Genomic DNA, 17794 nt, shown 5'->3' with positions numbered 1-17794 from the left:
GACGGTTCCCGGGCCCTACACGTGCCAAGGGGAGTGACGTGTCCAGTCCGACGGCGGCGGCGCCGCACCAGCCCGCCGCGCCCCTGCTGGCCCGCCTGGCGGTGCTGCGCAAGCTGCCGCTGACCCTGTCCATTGTGGCCATCCTCTGGATCGCCGCGCTGGCCACCGGATCCCTGCCCCACGGCCCCGGCGAGGACGTGCTGGCCGGCGTGGGCATCGACGTCAGTGAGGGCACCGGCACTTGGTGGTCCTGGTTCACCTCCGGCTTCTTCGCCACCTCCCTGCTGGACTATGCCTTTGGCACGCTGGTGGTGCTGGCCGCCGTCGGCGTGGCCGAGCGGATGGCCGGGCCGGTGGCCACCGCCGCCGCCTACGTGGCCGGTTCGGCCGCCAGCGCGCTTTTGCTGAGCCTGCTGGTGCTGCTGGGCATTGCCAGCAACGACGAATGGCTCCAGTACCTGGGCAGCGACTATGTCGTGGGCCCGTATGGCGGCGCGGCGGCGGCCCTGGGCCTGGCCACGGCCCGGATGGAGCCCTTGTGGCGCCGGCGTGTGCAGACCTGGCTGCTGGCGGCCACCGTCATGTTCACCCTCTATGTGGGCGTGGCCCAGACCATCCAGGCCCTGGCCGGGGCCCTGCTGGGGCTGGCCGCGGGCGCGCTGGCGTACTCGGCCGGGGCCCGGCGGCGCTGGAGAGCCTCGCGCTACCGCTCCACGGTGCGCGAGTCCCGCTTCCTGCTCGGCACGGTGGTGGGCGTCTTTGCCCTGGGCTCCCTGCTCAGCCAGCTGCTGGGCGCGCTCTCCGTGGGCCCGATGTCCTTCAGCGCCCTGATCATGGTCCAGGCCAGCCCCGGCACAGACGAGCTCAAAGAGATCTGCAATTCCGACGCCGCGTGCATGTCCCTGCAGAGCGCCGTCGGCGTCGCCAGTGCCGGCGCCGCCATCTTCTCCGTGGTCCCGGTCCTGCTGTTTCTGCTCTGCGCCGAGGGGCTGCGCCGCGGCCGCCGTCTGGCGTTCGTGGCGGTGCTGGGCATCTGCGGATACCTGATGCTCGTCATGGTGGCAGACCTTCTCCTCTTCCTGGCCGATCCGGCAACCACCGTGGATATCCAGCTCTACGGGCTGCTCTCGCTGTACGTGGGCGCCGTCTTTGTGGGCCCGCTCATCATCGTGGTCCTGTTGCTGTGGCACCGGGCCAAGTTCACCGTGTTTTCGGCCCCCGAGAGCTACCGTCGCCTCTACCGCAGCACGGGCATCGCCGCCGCCACCACGGTGGCGCTCTACTGCATCTTCTGGTTTGCCGAGGGCAACCTCGCCCGCTCCAGCCTGTGGACCCTGCTGGGCCAGCTGGCGCACATCCTGATCCCGTTCCCGGTGCCGTTCGCCACCGAACTGCCCGCTGGACTCGGGAGCACCATCATCTACGCGGTGGGCGGCGTAGTGGTCTGGCTGGTGGTGCTGGTGGCCCTCTGGCGCAGCCTGGCCGGGCTGGCGGCACTGGAGGACGACGGCGCCGCGGACCGGGAGCGGGCCCGGATCCTGGTGCGGCGCGGCGGCGGATCGCTGTCCTGGATGGCGCTGTGGGAGAACAACAACTACTGGTTCACCCCGGATGGCCGGGCCGGACTCGCCTACCAGGTGCACAACGGGGTGGCCCTGACAGTGGCCGACCCCTTTGGGGAGCCCGACGCCGTGCCGGGCGCCGCCGTCGGCTTCGTGGCCCATTGTGCCCAGCTGGGCGTGGCCCCATGCTTCTATTCGGCCACCGGGGCGCTGGTGGGCCCGCTGGACGGCTACGGCTTCCGGACCCTGGCCGTGGCCGAGGAAACGCTGCTGGCCATCGACGCCATGACCTTCAAGGGCAAGGAATGGCAGAACGTGCGCACCGCCCTGAACCGGGCGGAGAAGCTGGGCATCAAGGACCTGTGGGCCAGCTATGCCCAGCTGCCGCCCGGCATCCGCGCCCAGCTGGCCGAAATTTCCGCCGAATGGGTCTCGGACAAAGCACTGCCGGAAATGGGCTTTACGCTCGGCGGGCTGGAACATCTCAAGGACGACGCCGTGTTGTGCTGCGTGGCCGTGGACGACGACGGACTGGTCCACGGGGTGACCAGCTGGCTGCCGGTCTTCGACCAGGGCACGCCGGCCGGCTGGACGCTCGATTTCATGCGCCGCCGCGCCACGGGGTTCAAGGGCGTGATGGAGTTCCTGATCGCCTCCGCCGCCACCCATTTCAGGGCCACCGTTCCCACGATCTCGCTCTCCGGCTCACCGCTGGCCACGGCGGGGCAGGCCAAGGACGACGGCGACCACAGCACCCTGGACAAGGTGCTGGCCCAGCTCGGCGACGCCTTGGAGCCGATGTACGGGTTCAAGTCGCTGGCCGCCTTCAAGTCCCGCTTCCAGCCCGTGCACCGCACGCTGTACCTGTACTACCAGGATCCGCTGGCACTGCCGGCCATCGGCCTGGCCGTCTCCAATGCCTACCTGCCCGGGCTCTCCGCCCGGCAGAGCGCCTCGCTGCTGCGCCGGCTGATCGGGCGGGAATCGTGAGCACCGCCGCCGGATCGGCGGACCCGGCTCCGGGGACGGGCCGCGTGGTGGTGGATGTGGTGCGGCTGCTGGGCGAACTGGCCATGATCGCCATCGCGCTGGCCTCGATCACCAACGACGCCCTGGACGACATCGAGGTGCTGGGGCTGTGGTGCGTCGCGGGCTTTGTCTACGCCGCCGCCAACACCATCGGCGTCGCCTTCGGCGCGCGGCTGGCCGGTAACGGCCGCCGGCTCAACCGCGTCCACCGGCCCCTGTGGGGACTGCGTGCCGCGGCGATCGCCGGCACCATCTGTTCGAGCATGTTCGGCCTTTACGCCGCCACGGCGGTGCTCGTGGCCCGCACCGACGATGATCCTGACCATGCCACAGTGCTGACGGTCATCGGGGTGGCCGCCATGCTGCTCTCCTGGGGATTCCTGCACTGGGGGTTCGCCCGGATCTACATGCACGCCCACTACCGCCGGCCGGGGCGGCCGATGCTGCGCTTCCCGGAAACCGAGGCGCCGGTGCTGGCCGATTTTGTCTACTTTTCCTACACCGTGGGGACGTCCTTTGCCGTCTCCGATGTCAGCACCCTGCGCACCAAGGTGCGCTGGACCATCGTGTTCCACTCGGTGCTCAGCTTCTTCTTCAATGGCCTCATTGTGGTCCTGGCCCTGAACACCATCATGAACCTGGGGCACTGACCCCAGCAACCGAAGATCCCAGCAACCGAAGGAGAGCGAATGCCCAAGGCAATCCTTGACACAGTCGTCAGCGACGGCCCGGTCCTGTGGCTGGGCTTCGGCGTTTTCGCCGTCGTCTTCGCGGTGCTGTTCCTGCGCCCGTCCACACGTTGGACCGTGCGGGCGCTGGCCGCCGTCGCCGCCGGGGCCCTGGTGGGGGCGGCGGCGATCTGGCTGCTGGACGGCGTCGTCGACGCTTTCAAGGTCCCCCTCCCCCGCCTTGCCTGGTTCTGGGGCGTGCTTGGGACGGCAGCGCTGGGCCTGGCCGCGGCCAACTTCCGCGGCGTGCCGCGCTGGCGCACGGTGGTGGCCATCGTGGCAGTACCGGTGTTTGCGCTGGTCGCGGCCCTGGGCGTCAACGCCGGGTTCGGGCTCAACAAGACCCTGGGCTCGGTGCTGGGCATCTCCACCGAGGACACCATCGATCTGCGCCCGCCCACTGCCAGCACCGCCCCGGACGGGCCGCTCTACCAGCACTGGAGCGCACCGGCGGGGATGCCGGCCAAGGGGACCACCGGGGTCAAGGACATTCCGGCCACGGTCTCCGGCTTCGTGGCCCGCCCCGCCGGGATCTACCTCCCGCCGGCGGCTCTGGTGGAGCACCCGCCCAAGCTGCCATTCATGGTGCTGATGATGGGCCAGCCCGGCGCGCCCGACCCGCAGTATGTGGCGGGCGTGCTGGACGCCTTTGCCGCCTCGCACCAGGGCCTGGCGCCCATCGTGGTGGTGGCCGACCAGATCGGCCCGGACATGGACGACACCCTCTGCCTGGACACGGCCCGGTTCGGCAAGGTCGAGACCTACATCAACACCGACGTGGCCACGTGGGCCAAGGCCAACCTGAACATCCTCACCGACCGGGCGCATTGGGTGGTGGGCGGCTATTCGAGCGGCGGCCAGTGTGCGCTCTCGTTTGCCATCAAGCACCCGCAGCTGTGGGGCAATCTGCTGGACATTTCCGGGGAGCTCTTCCCCGGGGCGGAGGATCCTGCGGACAACCTGGCCACCATCTTCGGCGGCGACCAGAGTGCCTACGATGCCCAGAAGCCGCTGGCCTTGATGGCCGGCAAGACCTTCGACACCACAGCCGTCTTCACCGCCGGCGACCAGGACACCGTCTATGCCCGGGCCGCCGCGGAGGTTGCCGCGGCGGCCAAGGCCGCCGGCATGGCCACCACGCTCTCGCTGGTCCCGGGGGCGGGCCATGGCGGCGAGGCCCTGACGGAGGGGCTCCACGACGGTTTTGGGGTGCTCTACCCCAGGTTGGGGCTCTCACCGCGGGGGTAGGGTTGGCCAATGAGTTCCAAGCCAATCCACCGCAACGGCCGCGGACTGTTTGTGGGCCTCCTGCTCGGGGCCGTGCTGGGCGCGGTGCTCGGCGGATTCTTCGGCAACCGCCTCATCCCGGCGCTGATCGGCGCCGCCGTGCTGGGGGCCGCCATGTACCGGATAAACCCCGGCGGCAAATAGCCGCTCCCCCTCTGGGAAGCGGCGCGTCCACGGGATAAAATTGTGCCGTGGCCAAATGGCAGGATCCCCAGCCCATTCCCGCCGCGTGGCAACGCTGCGACGGCGGCATTCTGGCGCTCTGGTGGGACCGGCTGGTCGCGACCACCAGCGCGGAATCGGCGTCGCTCTACGCCGCGGGGCTCTTCGCCGAGGACCGGCGCCGGCCCATTGCGCAGTGGTTCAACCCCGCGCTCAACGCCGCCCTGCTGGTGGCCCCGGAATCCTCGCCGGAATGGCCGATACAACGCTTCGGCATCTTCTACGCCCCGCCCGGCGCGGGCATCGTCCGGGTCCATTCGGCGGCCCATGAATGGCTCCCGCGGACCCCGCGCCAGCACCCCACCGAGGACGACGCATTCATCGGCGCCATTGCCGAGGCCGAACGCTTCCTCCAGGCCGAGATGAGCTTCGTCTAGGCCCCTGTTTGGACCCCTGCGGGAGCAACTGGGTGGGCCCACGGTTGCGAGGGCCCCGCCGCGAGCCTGCGAGCCGCGGGAGCAACTGGGTGGGTCCACGGTTGCGAGGGCCCCGCCGCGAGCCTGCGAGCCGCGGGAGCAACTGGGGCGCACTAATCGTCCGTTTCGCGCCCGTTTTGTGCAGTTTCTGCGCCTTGGTTGGGGGGACGGGCCAGGCGGAGCCGGAGAAGCCGGTACACGATGCCCACACCAAACATGGCCAGTCCCGCCAGTACGGAGCCCGGCGGCAGCGTGGCGGCCAGCACCACGCAGAGCACCGCCCCGAGCACGGCCAGCACCCGCGGGTAGCGCCGGTGTTCGGGTGTTTGGGCCAGCGCCGCCAGATTGGCCACGAGGTAGTACACCAGCACGCCAAAGGAGGAGAATCCGATGGCGCCGCGCAGATCGGCCACCAGGATGACGGCGCAGATCAGCACGGCCAACGCCACCTCCGCCCCGTGCGGGACGTGGAAGCGCGGGTGCACGGCCGCCAGGGCCGGCGGCAGGTCCGCTTCCCGGGCCATGGCCATGACGGTGCGGCCCAGCCCTGCCAGCAGCCCCAGCAGGGCCCCCAGCGCTGCCAGGGCGGCCCCTGCGGCCACCACTGGCCCCGCCCAGGGCCATGGGCCCGCCGCGGCGTAGAGCACGACGGCGATCCCCAGGGCCGCCAGGATGGCGCGCGGGATGGTTTTGGCCGGGTCCTTGACCTCCTCGCCCATGGTGGCGATGCGGGCGTAGCCGGCGAAGGCGAAGAACAGCAGGCCGGCCGATTGCAGGATGCCGTACCAGCCGTGGGCCACCAATCCCTCCCCCAGCAGGCGCGGCATCGACGCCGTGCCGGCGGCCCAGCCCGCGGCAACCGCCACGGCCAGGGCAGCCAGCACGGCCACCACCAGGATGCGGGCCAGCCGCGCGGTGCGGGTGATGCCGCGGTAGTTGACGGCGGCCAGCGCGGTGACGGCCGCAATGGCTACCGGGCGCTCCCAACCGGCCGGGGCCACATAGGCGGCGAAGGTCATCGCCATGGCGGCGCTGCTGGCGGACTTGCCGAGCACAAACCCCCAGCCCGCCACGAATCCCGGCCACGGACCCAGCCGCTGGCGGCCGTACAGGTAGGTGCCGCGGGAGGACGGATATTGGGCCGCCAACGAGGCGGAGGAAGTGGCGTTGCAGAGGGCCGCGACGGCGGCCAGGGCCAGTCCCAGCAGCAGCCCGGAACCGGCGGCCGCCGCGGCGGGGGCAAAGGCGGCAAACACGCCGGCCCCGACCATGGAGGCCAGGCCCAGGACGACGGCGTCGGCCGTGCCAAGCCTTCGGCCCAGGGCCGGCTGTTGGTTCACGGGGTGCACTGTTCCATTCTGGGGCGTACGGCGCAGGAAAAGAAAAAACCCCGCCCCGTGTTTCCACGGGACGGGGTTTATCTGCTCCCCCGGCTGGACTTGAACCAGCAACCCTTCGATTAACAGTCGAATGCTCTGCCAATTGAGCTACAGGGGAAAGCACGCATAAAGCCTATTGGCTCCCCCGGCTGGACTTGAACCAGCAACCCTTCGATTAACAGTCGAATGCTCTGCCAATTGAGCTACAGGGGAATGCGCAGGAACAACACTAACAAAGCTTTGCCCAGTTGTGAAATCGAGGCCCAACGGGTGCCAAAAACCCCGGGATTCCGGGGTTTTTCTCAGTCCCCCCGAAGGCTGCGGCGGCTGATCTCAAGCTCCATGAGCTCGCGCTGGAGCTGCTGGTAGGCCACCGGATCGGCCTGCGGATCCATTCTTTGCAAGGCACCCATGCGCTGCGCTTTCAGCCGCGTGATTTGCATCTCAAAAAGTCCCCGCAAAATGTCGCGGCAGTAATTGCGCAAGGTATCCCGATTTGAGGCCGGCAGCGGCGTCACGGCAAGTTCGGAGATCAGCGGTTGCAGCGCCTCGGGCAATTGCTGGCGGACCTGCTCCAGCCACTGCGACGGCACGCCCCCGGCCTCGCCGGTGGCGCAGATGGCCTGGTGCACGGCACCGAAGGCGGGCACGGCAAACTCCGAGCCGGCAAAATTGCGCCAGTCGCTGTCGGTCAGCAGGCCGGGCTGCTGGACCACCACTTCCAGGGCCTCGCGCTCCAACCGGACGACGGGGTCCTTGGGGTCCGGGCGGGCGTAGAGGGGCTCCGCCGGCTCCGGCGCGTGCACCTCGTACGGCGGCGCGTGGCGGCCCTGCGGGGCCTGGCCGCGCTGGGCAGGACCGGACTGGGCAGGACCGGACTGGGCCTGGCCGGCGCCGGCCTGGGCCGGACCGGCGCCGGCCTGGCCCTGGGTGCGCTGGCCCTGGCCGCCGTGCCCGGCACTCCCCGGCGCGCTGCCGTGTCCGGCTCCCGGGTGCCCGCTTCCCGGGTGTCCGCTGCCCGGGTGTCCCGCACCGCCGGCCGCGGCGCCCTGGGGGCTCGCCAGCCGGCGCGCGGCACCGTTGACGGCACGCAGCACCTCATTGGGGTCCGCGATGCCCAGCCAGCCGGCCAGCTCCTGGCTGTAGCCCATCCGGGTGGATCCGTCGCGGATGGCAGCCACCACGGGCGCGGAGGCACGCAGGCCCGAGACCCGGCCCTCCACGGTGTCCAGATCGAACTTGGCCAGTGTGGAGCGGATGGCGAATTCAAACAGCGGCCGCCGGGACTTGATCAGGTTGTGCACGGCGTCGTCGCCGTGGCGCTGGCGCAGCTCGCAGGGGTCCGCGCCGGAGGGCTCCACCGCCACATACGTCTGGGCAATGAAGCGCTGGTCCTCGTGGAAGGCCTTCAGCGCTGCCTTCTGGCCGGCGGCGTCGCCGTCGAACGTGAACACCACCTCGCCTCCCGAACCGTCGTCGGAGAGCAGCCGGCGGGCCACCTTGATGTGGTCCGCACCAAAAGCGGTGCCGCAGGTGGCGACGGCGGTGTCCACGCCGGCCAGGTGGCAGGCCATGACGTCCGTGTAGCCCTCCACCACCACCAGCTGGCGCTTGGCGGCGATGTTCCGCTTGGCCAGATCGATGCCATAGAGGACATTGGACTTCTTGTAGAGCGTGGTCTCCGGGGTGTTCAGGTACTTCGGGCCCTGGTCGTCCTCGAAGAGCTTGCGCGCGCCAAAGCCGATGGTGTCCCCGGCAATGTCGCGGATGGGCCAGATGAGCCGGCCACGGAAGCGGTCGTAGATACGGTCCTGGCCTCCTCCGGATGCCCCGCCCGAGAACATGCCCGTGAGCTTGAGCTCTTCCTGCGTGAAGCCCTTGCCGGTGAGGTGCTTGAGCAGCGCGTCCCAGCCCTGCGGGGCAAAGCCGACGCCAAAGTGTTCGGCGGCGGAGCGCTCGAAGCCGCGCTCCGCCAGGAACTGGCGGCCGGCCGCGGCGGCGGGCGTCAGCAGCTGGTCGCGGAAGAATTCGCCGGCAATCTTGTGGGCGTCCAGTAGGCGCTGGCGGCGGCCCACCTCCTCGCGGCGCGGGCCGGTGCCCCCGTCCTCGTAGTGCAGCTCAAAGCCGATCCGGGAGGCGAGCTTTTCCACGGCCTCGGAGAAGGAGATGTGGTCCATCTTCTGGATGAAGGAGATGACGTCGCCGCTCTCCTGGCAGCCAAAGCAGTGGAAAAAGCCCATCTGCGGGCGCACGTGGAAGGAGGGGCTGCGCTCGTCATGGAAGGGGCACAGGCCCTTGTAGGAGCCGATCCCGGCGGATTTGAGCGTGACGTAGCCGTCCACCACCTCTTTGAGGTCGGTGCGGGTGCGCACTTCGTCGATGTCTTCGCGTTTGATCAGCCCTGCCACGGATCCAGCTTACGGGACAGGGAGGCCCCACAGCGGTGTCCAGAATCACCAGCGGTCCGGGCGCTTTTCGCCGGATCCGCCGCTCCCCCGTCGGTAAAATTGAGGTGCCCCCGATGGCGCGGACACCTCCTGGCAACCGATTGAGGGTGCCACGATTTTTCTTTCAATTTCGACTCACAAGGGGCTTCCCATGCTTACGCTTTCCCAGCGCCACCACGTAGGACACGACATCCTCCTGGCCCGCCACGGCAGCGCCATCACCTCCATGCGGCTGGACCGGGCCAACGGCCGGGTCGTGGCCCAGCTGGCGGACGGCAGCCACGACACGGCGCCCAATCACATCGACCCGCAGCTGGCCATTCCCGCCTTCATCACCGGCTCCGACACCATGGACCGCCAGCTGCTGGCGTATGTCATCATCGGCTTAGTCACGCTCATGGTCACGGTGTACGCCGCCTCGATGGCGTACCTGTCCACGCTCGACGCCGGCCAGCTGGGGTTCCTGGTCGACTCCATGACGAACTACCCGGCCAACTAGCACCTAAGCACCGGGCCCGCACCGGCCCGCACCCGCAGCCTTGGCGGTGGCTTGGGCTGGGGATCGGCCTGCGGCAGCCCCTAGATGAGCGTGCGGTACGTTCCCACCAGCCGTTCGTGCAGGGCCAGGGCGGAGCCGTCGGTCAGCGACGCCACCTGGTCCACCACCACCCGCAGCCGGGCGCCGTCGTCCTCCGCCTGCCGCCAATCGGCGGCAAACATGGTCTCCAGGTGCTGCTCGCCGCTGGCGCTGAGCACCGCAACTAGCTCGTTGAGGACATCCTGCTGGCGCTGGTAGATGGGCTGGCGGTGGTCGGTGGTCATCACAAAGGTGGTGGCCAGGCCCTTCATCACGGCGATCTCCTCCACCGTCCCCTCGGGCACGATCACGTCCGCCGCGTAGCGCGTCAGCGGGTCCGGACCGTAGATCGCCCGGGTGGCGTCCAGCGCGCTCTGGCAGAAGCGGCCGATGAGCTGGCTGGTCATGTTCTTCAGCGCCGCCATGGAGGCACGGCTGCCGTCCGCGTGGCGAACCCACACGGCGGTGGCCTCCAGCCGGGCCAACGCGGCGTCGATGGCCGCGGGATCCGTGCGCGGCAGGTACCACTGCTGGGTGTAGCCCACCACGCGGCTGCGCTGGTCCGCGCTGTCCAGCCATTTGAGCTGGAAGTGCCCGGCCACGATGGCGTCCTCGACGTCGTGCACCGAATAGGAGATGTCGTCCGCCAGGTCCATCACCTGCGCCTCGACGCAGGGTTTGCCGGCCGGCGCGGCGCTGCGGAGCCAGTCAAAGACCGGCAGATCGTCCTGGTAGGTGCCGAACTTGCTCGTACGGTGCCCGTGGAGCAGCGGCGCGTCAGGGGCCGACCACGGGTATTTGCACGCCGCATCCAGGGAGGCGCGGCTCAGGTTCAGCCCGGCCGGTCCGCCGTCGGGCGCAATCACCTTGGGCTCCAGCCGGGTCAGCAGCCGCAGCGTCTGGGCGTTGCCCTCGAAGCCGCCGATGCCGTGGGCGATCTCGTGCAGGACGGACTCCCCGTTGTGGCCAAAGGGCGGGTGGCCGAGGTCGTGCGAGAGGCAGGCGGTGTCCACCACGTCCGGGTCGCAGCCCAGCGCATGGCCCAGCTCGCGGCCCACCTGCGCCACCTCCAGGGAGTGCGTGAGCCGGGTGCGGACAAAATCATCCGCGTCGGGGGCCACCACCTGGGTCTTGGCGCCGAGCCGGCGCAGCGCGGAGGAATGCAGCACGCGCGCCCTGTCCCGCTCGAACGGCGTGCGGTAGCTGCTCTTGGGCGCTTCCTGGACCCAGCGCTCGGCATCATGGTCCGTGTACCGCCCGGAAACGGGTTCTGAGCCTGGGGATAGTTCGGAGCTGGACATGCCCTAAGTCTAGGGGGAAGGTGCGACGGCGGGGCGAGATCCCTGTCCGGGTCTCGACCCTAGCCGCCGGAGTTGTCCACCTCGGCGGCGGCGATTTCGAGCTGCTGGGCGGCGCTGACGCAACGCTCGTTCAGCCACCCCTCGGGCAGGGCGGTGCGCTTGGGGGTGCCCGCGCGCCCGCGCGGGCCCTCGGCGTCCACGCCCGGGTACGGGGCGTCCGGATCCAGCTGGTCCAGCAGCTCGCGCAGCACCTCCAGCGTGGGCACGGTGGCCAGCTTGGCGCGCAGCTCCCCGCCCACCACATAGCCCTTGAAGTACCAGGCCATGTGCTTGCGGATGTCGCGCAGCGCCTTGTTCTCGTCGTCGAACGTGTCGATCAGCAGCTCGGCGTGCCGGTAGACGGCGTCGGAGACCTCCTTCAGGCCCGGGCGGTGGCGCTTGTCGCTGCCCTCGAAGGCGGCCATCAGGTCCCCGAAGAGCCACGGGCGGCCCTGGCAGCCGCGGCCCACCACCACACCGTCGACGCCGGTCTTCCGGACCATGGCGATGGCGTCCTCGGCACTCCAGATGTCCCCGTTGCCCAGCACCGGGATGTCCGGCAGGGCCTCGCGCAGGCGGGCGATCGCGTCCCAGTCGGCCTTGCCGGAGTAGAACTCGCTGGCCGTGCGGCCGTGCAGCGCGACGGCGGCCACACCGGCGTCGCGGGCAATCCGGCCGGCTTCGAGGTAGGTCAGGTGGTCATCGTCGATGCCCTTGCGCATCTTGATGGTCAAGGGAATGTTGCCCTTGGAGGCCTCGCGCACAGCGGTGTTGACGATCGAGGCGAACAGGTCCGTCTTCCACGGCAGGGCCGCGCCGCCACCCTTGCGCGTAACCTTGGCCACCGGGCAGCCAAAGTTGAGGTCGATGTGGTCCGCACGGTCCTCCTCGACCAGCATCCGCACCGCACGTCCCACCGTCACCGGGTCGGTGGTGTACAGCTGGACGGAACGGACCTTCTCGTCGTCGTCGTGGCTGATGATGCGCATCGACTCCGGGGTGCGCTCCACCAGGGCGCGGGAGGTGACCATTTCCGAAACGAAGACGCCGCCGCCGTGTTCGCGGCAGAGCCGGCGGAACGCGGTGTTGGTGATGCCGGCCATCGGGGCGAGGACCACCGGAGTGTCCACGGTGATGTTGCCCAGCTTCAGGGGCGGGAGTTCGAGGCGGGTGGTGCTGGTGGGGATGTCTGCAATGCTCACCCATCAATTCTCTCAAAGCCGGGCAAATCGGCAGCGCGGGGGCGCCCTGCTGGTAAACTGACCAGCCAGTACAGCACCGCCCCTGCCCTACCAACGTAAGGACCAGCATGCCACGCATCTCGGGAACCAAGCGGGCCATTTTGGACGCGGCACTGGAGCTCGGCGCCCAGCACGGCATCTCGGGCACCACCATGGACGAAGTGGCCGAGCGCGCCGGCGTCGCCAAGGGCAGCGTCTACTACAACTTCTCCTCCAAGGACAAGCTGTTTGAGGAACTGCTGACGTCTGGCATTTCCCGGCTGGCCGTGGTGCTGCGCGAGTCCCGCCTGTCCACGGGCGGCTGGGGGTCGGTGGAGGCCATGGTCGCGACCATGTTGGAGCTCATCCGGGACAACCGCGCCCTCGCCAAGCTGATGGCCGCGGAGATCTTCCGTACGGACCGGGCCTGGCAGCATTCCACCCTAACCCTGCGCCGCGAGGTCCTGAGCGAGTTCGTGGCGGCCATCGTGCCATTGAACCCGCAGCCCAGCGACGAGGGCCTGGACCTGATGATGGCCTCCTCCGTCTTCGGCGCCGCGCTGATGGGCGGGCTGGAGTGGCTCGTCTTCAGCCCGGAGCGCCCCGTGGCCGAGGTGGCCGGGGCCATCCTCTTTCCGTTCACCGGCGCCCTGGCCCGCTGACCTCCGCGCCGGCCGCCGCCGAGGCGTGTTTGACGGACCGGCGGCTGCCGGTGGCCTTGACCACGGCCACGGCGACGGCGGTGGTCACCGGAATGGCCAGCACCAGTCCGATGGACCCGACCAGGATGCGCACCACCTCCTCCGCCAGTTCCACACCGGTGAGCGCGTCCAGCAGCGGCCGGTCGTAGAGCGAGACCAGGATCAGCACAGGCAGGGCACTGCCGGCGTAAGCGAAGGCGATGGTGTACACCGTGGAGGCGATGTGGTCCCGGCCGATCCGCAGGGCCGAGGTGAACAACGTGCGCGCACTGGTCTGCGGGGCCAGCTCGTACAGCTCCCACACGGCCGAGGACTGCGTGATGGTCACGTCGTTGAGCACCCCCAGCCCGGAGATGATCAGCCCGCACAGGATCATCCCCGACAGGCTCATCCCCGGCACCAGGGTCATCAGGGTGTAGCTGTTGTGCTCGGCGGTGCCGGTGAGCGCCGCCGCGTCGGTGGCCCAGGCGGCCAGGGAGGCGGTGATGCCCAGGCCAAAGAGCGTCCCGAGCAGCGCGGTGGAGGTCCGCGCCGAGAAGCCGTGGGCGAAATACAGCACGCCAAACATGATCACCGTGGCACCCACCAGGCCCACCAGCAGCGGCGGCTTCCCCTCCACCAAGGCCGGCAGCATGAACGCGGCCAACACCCCGAACGCCGCGCCCAGGCCAATGAGCGCCCGCAAGCCCCGCCAGCGCACCACGGCGATGACGACGACGGCGTACAGCAGGGCCAGCAGGCCGATCGGAGCCGTGCGGACAAAGTCCATAAAGACGTACTGCGGGCCCATGGCCGTAGCGGGATTGGCGGCCGCCAGCCCGGACAGGTTGAGATAGCGGATGGTGTCCCCCGCCTTGACCCCGCGGCTTTGCACGATCTCCGGGGTGATGACCACCGGCACGATGCCCGCACCGCCGCCGCCCACCGTGTAGGCGATGAAGCAGTCCTGGCCCGGGGCGGCGGCACCGCTGCCCGGGCAGGCCTCGGTGGCCGTCCGCTGCACCGTGCCGGTGTCGATGCTGGCACCCGCCGCGGCGGTGTACGGACTGGGGACGTTCTTTGCTGCTGAGCCGCCGTCGGGCCAGAGCAGCACCATGGCCACCACGGCCAGGAGGGCCAGCGGCGCCAGCACGGCCGTGAGCAGGATGTTGGCGCGTCGCCGGGACGCAGCCAGCGCCCGATCTTCGGCCCGGCCCAGCGGGGGTGCGTCGGCAAGCATGTGGGAATGGGAATGGCTCAACGCGGACCTCTGATGCTTCGCAGGAAGGGGGTTAAAACGGTTGCGGTGGACGATGATGCCGCTTGGATCGCTCCGGAACGGCACCAGCGTCCACCTCAACTCCGGTCAGGACTCGCCGACCACCAGTGTCTCGGTGCCGCGGACGGTGGCCGCACCCGCCTCGATCAGCGGCTCGACGACGGCGGCCAGGGCCACCATGGACTCGTCCAGTTCCAGCACCACCGGGTACTGGTGGGCAATCAGCGCCAGCATGTCCAGCACGGCCGCGGCGGCATCCTCGGGAGCCAGCGCGGGGTCGTGGCCCAGGAACACATCCGTCGGAGCGTCCTGCGCACCCTGCGTGTAGCTGACGGCAAATGCCTGCACCTTGCCCTTCTTGGACGGTGCCACGGTGCCTCCGAACGCACTCTCCGGGGCAGCACGGAGCACCAGGGCCCCGTGCGCACCGGTGAGGTCGTCCAGGAACAACCGCTGCACGGTGCCCACGGACAGCGGACCGGTGGGGTCCCAGGCGTGCACGGCCTCGTAGTACCGGCCGACGACGTCGGTCAGCTCCACCGAGCCCGTGGCCAGGTCCTGCACGCGCTCGGTGGCCTCGGCCTCCGTGCCCTCGCCGAACACCGGCAGCCGCAGGGTCCCCGGCGACACGGCCACCACGCGGCTGCGCTGCAGCGGGGCCAGGCCCGCGGCGGCCGCAAACGCAGCCCCCGCGGATCCCGGCTCCACCTTGGAGCGCAGCGCCGTCGTACCGATGAGTCCGGCAGCCTTGGCCGCGGCGGCCTCGGCACGCAGCATCGCCAGCAGCGTGGCAGCCACACCGGCGCCGCGGTGGTCGCGGACCACCTCCACATACGCCCAGAGGCGTTCGGCGTGCAGCGCGGTGGAGTACACCACACCGGCGGCCACGGCGATGCCCTGGTCCTCGGCAACGATGGTGCGCCGCCACGGCCCGGCATCCTGGGACGGTGCCAGGGCGCCGCGGAAGGCTCCGGCCTGGACGGTCTCCGGGTCGCCCCAGATCTCGTTCAGCGCCAGGTCGTCCCCCTCGCGCCAGGGGCGGTAGGTCAACTCGGCCATCGGTGCCTAGGCGCCGATCAGACGGGCGGCCAGGTAGCCCTCCACCTTGTCCAGGGAGACGCGCTCCTGGGCCATGGTGTCGCGCTCGCGGATGGTGACGGCCTGGTCCTCGAGGGTGTCGAAGTCCACCGTGATGCAGAACGGCGTGCCGATCTCATCCTGGCGGCGGTAACGGCGGCCGATGGCACCGGCGTCGTCGAAATCGATGTTCCAGTGCTTGCGCAAGGAGGCGGCCAGGTCGCGGGCCTTCGGGGACAGGTCCTCATTGCGGCTCAGCGGCAGCACGGCGGCCTTGACCGGGGACAGGCGCGGGTCAAGCCGGAGCACGGTGCGCTTGTCCACGCCGCCCTTGGCGTTGGGGGCCTCGTCCTCGACGTACGCGTCCACCAGGAAGGCCATCATGGAGCGGGTCAGGCCGAAGGAGGGCTCGATCACGTAGGGGGTGAAACGCTCGCCCGAGGCCTGGTTGAAGTAGCTCAGCTCCGTGCCGGAGGCGGTGGAGTGGCTGGTCAGGTCGAAGTCCGTGCGGTTGGCGATGCCCATGAGCTCGCCCCACTCGGAGCCCTGGAAGCCGAAGCGGTACTCGACGTCGATGGTGCCGGCGGAGTAGTGCGCGCGGTCCTGCTCGGGAACGTCGAACTTGCGCAGGTTGTCCGGGTTGATGCCTAGGTCCACAAACCAGTCCCAGCAGGAGTCCACCCAGTGCTTGAACCACTCGTCGGCGTCGGCCGGGGCAGTGAAGAACTCGATCTCCATCTGCTCGAACTCGCGGGTGCGGAAGATGAAGTTGCCGGGCGTGATCTCGTTGCGGAACGCCTTGCCGATCTGGCCGATGCCGAACGGCGGCTTCTTGCGCGAGGTGGTGAGCACGTTGTTGAAGTTCACAAAGATGCCCTGGGCGGTTTCCGGGCGCATGTAGTGCAGGCCGGTCTCGTTGTCCACGGGGCCCAGGAAGGTCTTCATCAGGCCGGAGAAGTTCTGCGGCTCGGTCCAGTTGCCGTCCTGGCCGGTCTCCGGGTCCTTGATGTCCGCCAAGCCGTTCTCCGGCGGGCGGCCATGCTTGGCCGTGTAGGCCTCGATCAGGTGGTCGGCACGGTAGCGCTTGTGCGTGTGCAGTGACTCCACCAGCGGGTCGGTGAAGGTGGCCACGTGGCCGGAGGCTTCCCAGACGGCCTTGGGCAGGATGACGGAGGAATCCAGGCCCACCATGTCCTCGCGTCCGCGGACGAACGTCTGCCACCACTGGCGCTTGATGTTTTCCTTCAGCTCCACGCCGAGGGGCCCGTAGTCCCACGCCGAACGCGAACCGCCGTAAATCTCACCCGCCTGGAAGACGAAGCCGCGGCGCTTGGCCAGCGAAATGATGGGGTCGAGTGAAGACTTGTTTGCCATGGTGGCGGTGTCCCTTTCTAGGAGCGTCGCGGGGCCGCTGGGTGCGGTCCGCCTCGCGGTCCGGTCAGTGCCCGGGGCGCGGGAATTCCTCCGTGCGGAGGCTCCTCCCCTAGCCTACCGGGAACCTGCGCCCGCGCTCGGTGGCAGCAGGATGCAGGTGGGGCTGCCGATGGCGAAGCGCTGGACTGGTTCGGCACCGGGCAGGCCGGCGCCGTCGAGGGCGAAAACGCTGATCTCGTCCGAGAGCTGGTTGGCCACGTAGAGCAGGGACCGGCCGACGGCGAAGTGCCGGGGCCAGTTGCCGCCGCAGTCCACCTCGGCCACCAGGTGCGGTTCGGTGCCGGAGATGTCGACGACGGCGATGGTGTTCCGGCCGCGGATAGCGGCGTACAGCAGGGTGCCGCCGGTATTGGCCTGCAGGTGCGAGGGGTAGCGCTCGGCACCGGCGTCGACCGCCGGGTTGGCGGCGTCGTACAGCGCCATGCTGCCCGCCCGGGTCCAGGCACCGTTCTCCTCCCGGGTGAACCGGTGCAGCTGCGCATCGAGCTCGCCGGCGACCCACAGCGTCTCTGTTGGGTGCCTGCCCGCCGCCTGGAGGACCACATGCCGGGGTCCGGTCCCCGCGGGCAGCTGGGCACTGCGCAGCAGGGTGTGCGGGATCTGGGCCAGGTACTCGTCCACCCGGTCGGCTCCGAGGTCAGCCACCAGCACCGTTCCCCACCCGGTGGGCACCACCTGGTGGGCGTGCGACCCCTCCTGCCGGTCCGCCACCGGGCCGCTGCCGGGGTTGGCGAGCAGCACCGAGACCGGGCCGGGAAGTTTGTCCACCCCGGGCAGCACCGCCACCGTGCCCGAGGAGTAGTTGGCCACCCACACCGAGCCGTCAACCACGCCCAGGTGGCAGGGATCACTGCCGGAGGTCGGCGTGCGCCAGCGCAACGTGAGGGTACCGGGGTCCAGCGCGGCGAGGGTCCCGTCGTCGAGCTCCTCCACGGCATACAGCACACCGCGGCCACCGGAAGAGGACGTGGACGCCAGGAACGACGGGTTCCGCAGGCCTGTGCCGGCCAGCTCCACGCCCGCGATCAGTCCGTCCGCCGCGAGCGCCAGGCGGGACACACCCGTTCCCGTGCCGCTGCCAGGCTCGGTGTAGCTGCCTACCAAGGCGTGGGTCATG

15 protein-coding genes and 2 tRNA genes are annotated in these 17794 nt (G+C 69.8%); 7 read left to right on the top strand and 10 right to left on the bottom strand.

Features of this window, described 5'->3' with window-relative positions; all coding sequences use genetic code 11:
- Positions 1 to 38: 38 nt before the first annotated feature.
- Genes ACQCSX_RS19790 through ACQCSX_RS19770 form a run of 5 tightly spaced genes read left to right on the top strand, consistent with a single transcriptional unit; the run spans position 39 to position 5205 of the window.
- Positions 39 to 2552: a bifunctional lysylphosphatidylglycerol flippase/synthetase MprF gene (locus ACQCSX_RS19790; RefSeq protein ID WP_427016914.1), complete on the top strand. Its 2514-nt coding sequence runs from the start codon at positions 39 to 41 to the stop codon at positions 2550 to 2552.
- The gene (locus tag ACQCSX_RS19785) at positions 2549 to 3241 is read left to right on the top strand and encodes a DUF1345 domain-containing protein (RefSeq protein WP_427016913.1); all 693 of its coding nucleotides are present in this window, start codon (positions 2549 to 2551) and stop codon (positions 3239 to 3241) included. Before ACQCSX_RS19790 ends, ACQCSX_RS19785 begins: the two co-directional genes overlap by 4 nt.
- 39 nt (positions 3242 to 3280) lie before the next feature.
- A complete protein-coding gene (locus ACQCSX_RS19780; protein ID WP_427016912.1) occupies positions 3281 to 4567 on the top strand; it encodes an alpha/beta hydrolase in 1287 nt (428 codons plus the stop codon).
- Between the two features lie 9 nt (positions 4568 to 4576).
- Positions 4577 to 4750, top strand: coding sequence for a hypothetical protein (locus ACQCSX_RS19775; protein WP_427016911.1), 174 nt, complete (start codon positions 4577 to 4579; stop codon positions 4748 to 4750).
- Between the two features lie 47 nt (positions 4751 to 4797).
- Positions 4798 to 5205, top strand: a complete 408-nt coding sequence (locus ACQCSX_RS19770) for a hypothetical protein (RefSeq protein WP_427016910.1) — start codon at positions 4798 to 4800, stop codon at positions 5203 to 5205.
- A 152-nt stretch (positions 5206 to 5357) separates the two neighbouring features.
- Here the strand turns inward: ACQCSX_RS19770 and ACQCSX_RS19765 are convergent, their stop codons facing one another.
- From ACQCSX_RS19765 to dnaG, 4 genes are all read right to left on the bottom strand, one after another.
- Positions 5358 to 6584, bottom strand: coding sequence for an APC family permease (locus ACQCSX_RS19765; protein WP_427016909.1), 1227 nt, complete (start codon positions 6582 to 6584; stop codon positions 5358 to 5360).
- An 84-nt stretch (positions 6585 to 6668) separates the two neighbouring features.
- Positions 6669 to 6741, bottom strand: a tRNA-Asn gene (locus ACQCSX_RS19760).
- Between the two features lie 19 nt (positions 6742 to 6760).
- Positions 6761 to 6836 (bottom strand) — tRNA-Asn (locus ACQCSX_RS19755).
- An 89-nt stretch (positions 6837 to 6925) separates the two neighbouring features.
- A complete protein-coding gene (dnaG, locus tag ACQCSX_RS19750) occupies positions 6926 to 9031 on the bottom strand; it encodes a DNA primase (protein WP_427016908.1) in 2106 nt (701 codons plus the stop codon).
- Between the two features lie 190 nt (positions 9032 to 9221).
- On the opposite strand from dnaG, the gene ACQCSX_RS19745 reads away from it, so the two are divergent.
- On the top strand, positions 9222 to 9569 hold the full coding sequence (locus tag ACQCSX_RS19745) for a hypothetical protein (protein ID WP_427016907.1): 348 nt from the start codon (positions 9222 to 9224) through the stop codon (positions 9567 to 9569).
- 80 nt (positions 9570 to 9649) lie between these two features.
- Here ACQCSX_RS19745 and ACQCSX_RS19740 read toward each other — a convergent pair whose 3' ends face one another.
- Together ACQCSX_RS19740 and dusB are read right to left on the bottom strand one after the other, a co-directional pair.
- The gene (locus ACQCSX_RS19740; protein WP_427016906.1) at positions 9650 to 10948 is read right to left on the bottom strand and encodes a deoxyguanosinetriphosphate triphosphohydrolase; all 1299 of its coding nucleotides are present in this window, start codon (positions 10946 to 10948) and stop codon (positions 9650 to 9652) included.
- Positions 10949 to 11007: 59 nt separating this feature from the next.
- Positions 11008 to 12183, bottom strand: coding sequence for a tRNA dihydrouridine synthase DusB (gene dusB, locus ACQCSX_RS19735; protein ID WP_427019110.1), 1176 nt, complete (start codon positions 12181 to 12183; stop codon positions 11008 to 11010).
- Positions 12184 to 12296: 113 nt separating this feature from the next.
- On the opposite strand from dusB, the gene ACQCSX_RS19730 reads away from it, so the two are divergent.
- Positions 12297 to 12869, top strand: a complete 573-nt coding sequence (locus tag ACQCSX_RS19730; protein WP_427016905.1) for a TetR/AcrR family transcriptional regulator — start codon at positions 12297 to 12299, stop codon at positions 12867 to 12869.
- On the opposite strand, the gene ACQCSX_RS19725 is transcribed toward ACQCSX_RS19730, so the two are convergent.
- The 4 genes from ACQCSX_RS19725 to ACQCSX_RS19710 all read right to left on the bottom strand — a co-directional run bounded on the left by ACQCSX_RS19725 (position 12847) and on the right by ACQCSX_RS19710 (position 17793).
- The gene (locus ACQCSX_RS19725; RefSeq protein WP_427016904.1) at positions 12847 to 14127 is read right to left on the bottom strand and encodes a YibE/F family protein; all 1281 of its coding nucleotides are present in this window, start codon (positions 14125 to 14127) and stop codon (positions 12847 to 12849) included. The genes ACQCSX_RS19730 and ACQCSX_RS19725 overlap by 23 nt on opposite strands.
- Before the next feature lie 126 nt (positions 14128 to 14253).
- Positions 14254 to 15225, bottom strand: a complete 972-nt coding sequence (locus ACQCSX_RS19720; RefSeq protein WP_427016903.1) for a GNAT family N-acetyltransferase — start codon at positions 15223 to 15225, stop codon at positions 14254 to 14256.
- 6 nt (positions 15226 to 15231) lie between these two features.
- Positions 15232 to 16617, bottom strand: a complete 1386-nt coding sequence (locus ACQCSX_RS19715) for a glycine--tRNA ligase (protein ID WP_427016902.1) — start codon at positions 16615 to 16617, stop codon at positions 15232 to 15234.
- Between the two features lie 114 nt (positions 16618 to 16731).
- On the bottom strand, positions 16732 to 17793 hold the full coding sequence (locus tag ACQCSX_RS19710; RefSeq protein ID WP_427016901.1) for a lactonase family protein: 1062 nt from the start codon (positions 17791 to 17793) through the stop codon (positions 16732 to 16734).
- Between the last annotated feature and the right edge of the window lies 1 nt (position 17794).

Origin of the sequence: Pseudarthrobacter sp. P1, from assembly GCF_050156935.1 — a bacterium.
Taxonomy (GTDB): domain Bacteria; phylum Actinomycetota; class Actinomycetes; order Actinomycetales; family Micrococcaceae; genus Specibacter.
Note: the sequence above shows the minus strand (reverse complement) of the source record. Positions and strands in the feature narration are given on the sequence as shown.

Coding starts and splice junctions, on each gene's coding strand:
- ACQCSX_RS19780 (WP_427016912.1), top strand. CDS start 3,281: ATGCCCAAGGCAATCCTTGACACAGTCGTCAGCGACGGCCCGGTCCTG.
- ACQCSX_RS19775 (WP_427016911.1), top strand. CDS start 4,577: ATGAGTTCCAAGCCAATCCACCGCAACGGCCGCGGACTGTTTGTGGGC.
- ACQCSX_RS19745 (WP_427016907.1), top strand. CDS start 9,222: ATGCTTACGCTTTCCCAGCGCCACCACGTAGGACACGACATCCTCCTG.
- ACQCSX_RS19740 (WP_427016906.1), bottom strand. CDS start 10,948: ATGTCCAGCTCCGAACTATCCCCAGGCTCAGAACCCGTTTCCGGGCGG.
- ACQCSX_RS19730 (WP_427016905.1), top strand. CDS start 12,297: ATGCCACGCATCTCGGGAACCAAGCGGGCCATTTTGGACGCGGCACTG.
- ACQCSX_RS19725 (WP_427016904.1), bottom strand. CDS start 14,127: ATGCTTGCCGACGCACCCCCGCTGGGCCGGGCCGAAGATCGGGCGCTG.
- ACQCSX_RS19720 (WP_427016903.1), bottom strand. CDS start 15,225: ATGGCCGAGTTGACCTACCGCCCCTGGCGCGAGGGGGACGACCTGGCG.
- ACQCSX_RS19715 (WP_427016902.1), bottom strand. CDS start 16,617: ATGGCAAACAAGTCTTCACTCGACCCCATCATTTCGCTGGCCAAGCGC.
- ACQCSX_RS19710 (WP_427016901.1), bottom strand. CDS start 17,793: ATGACCCACGCCTTGGTAGGCAGCTACACCGAGCCTGGCAGCGGCACG.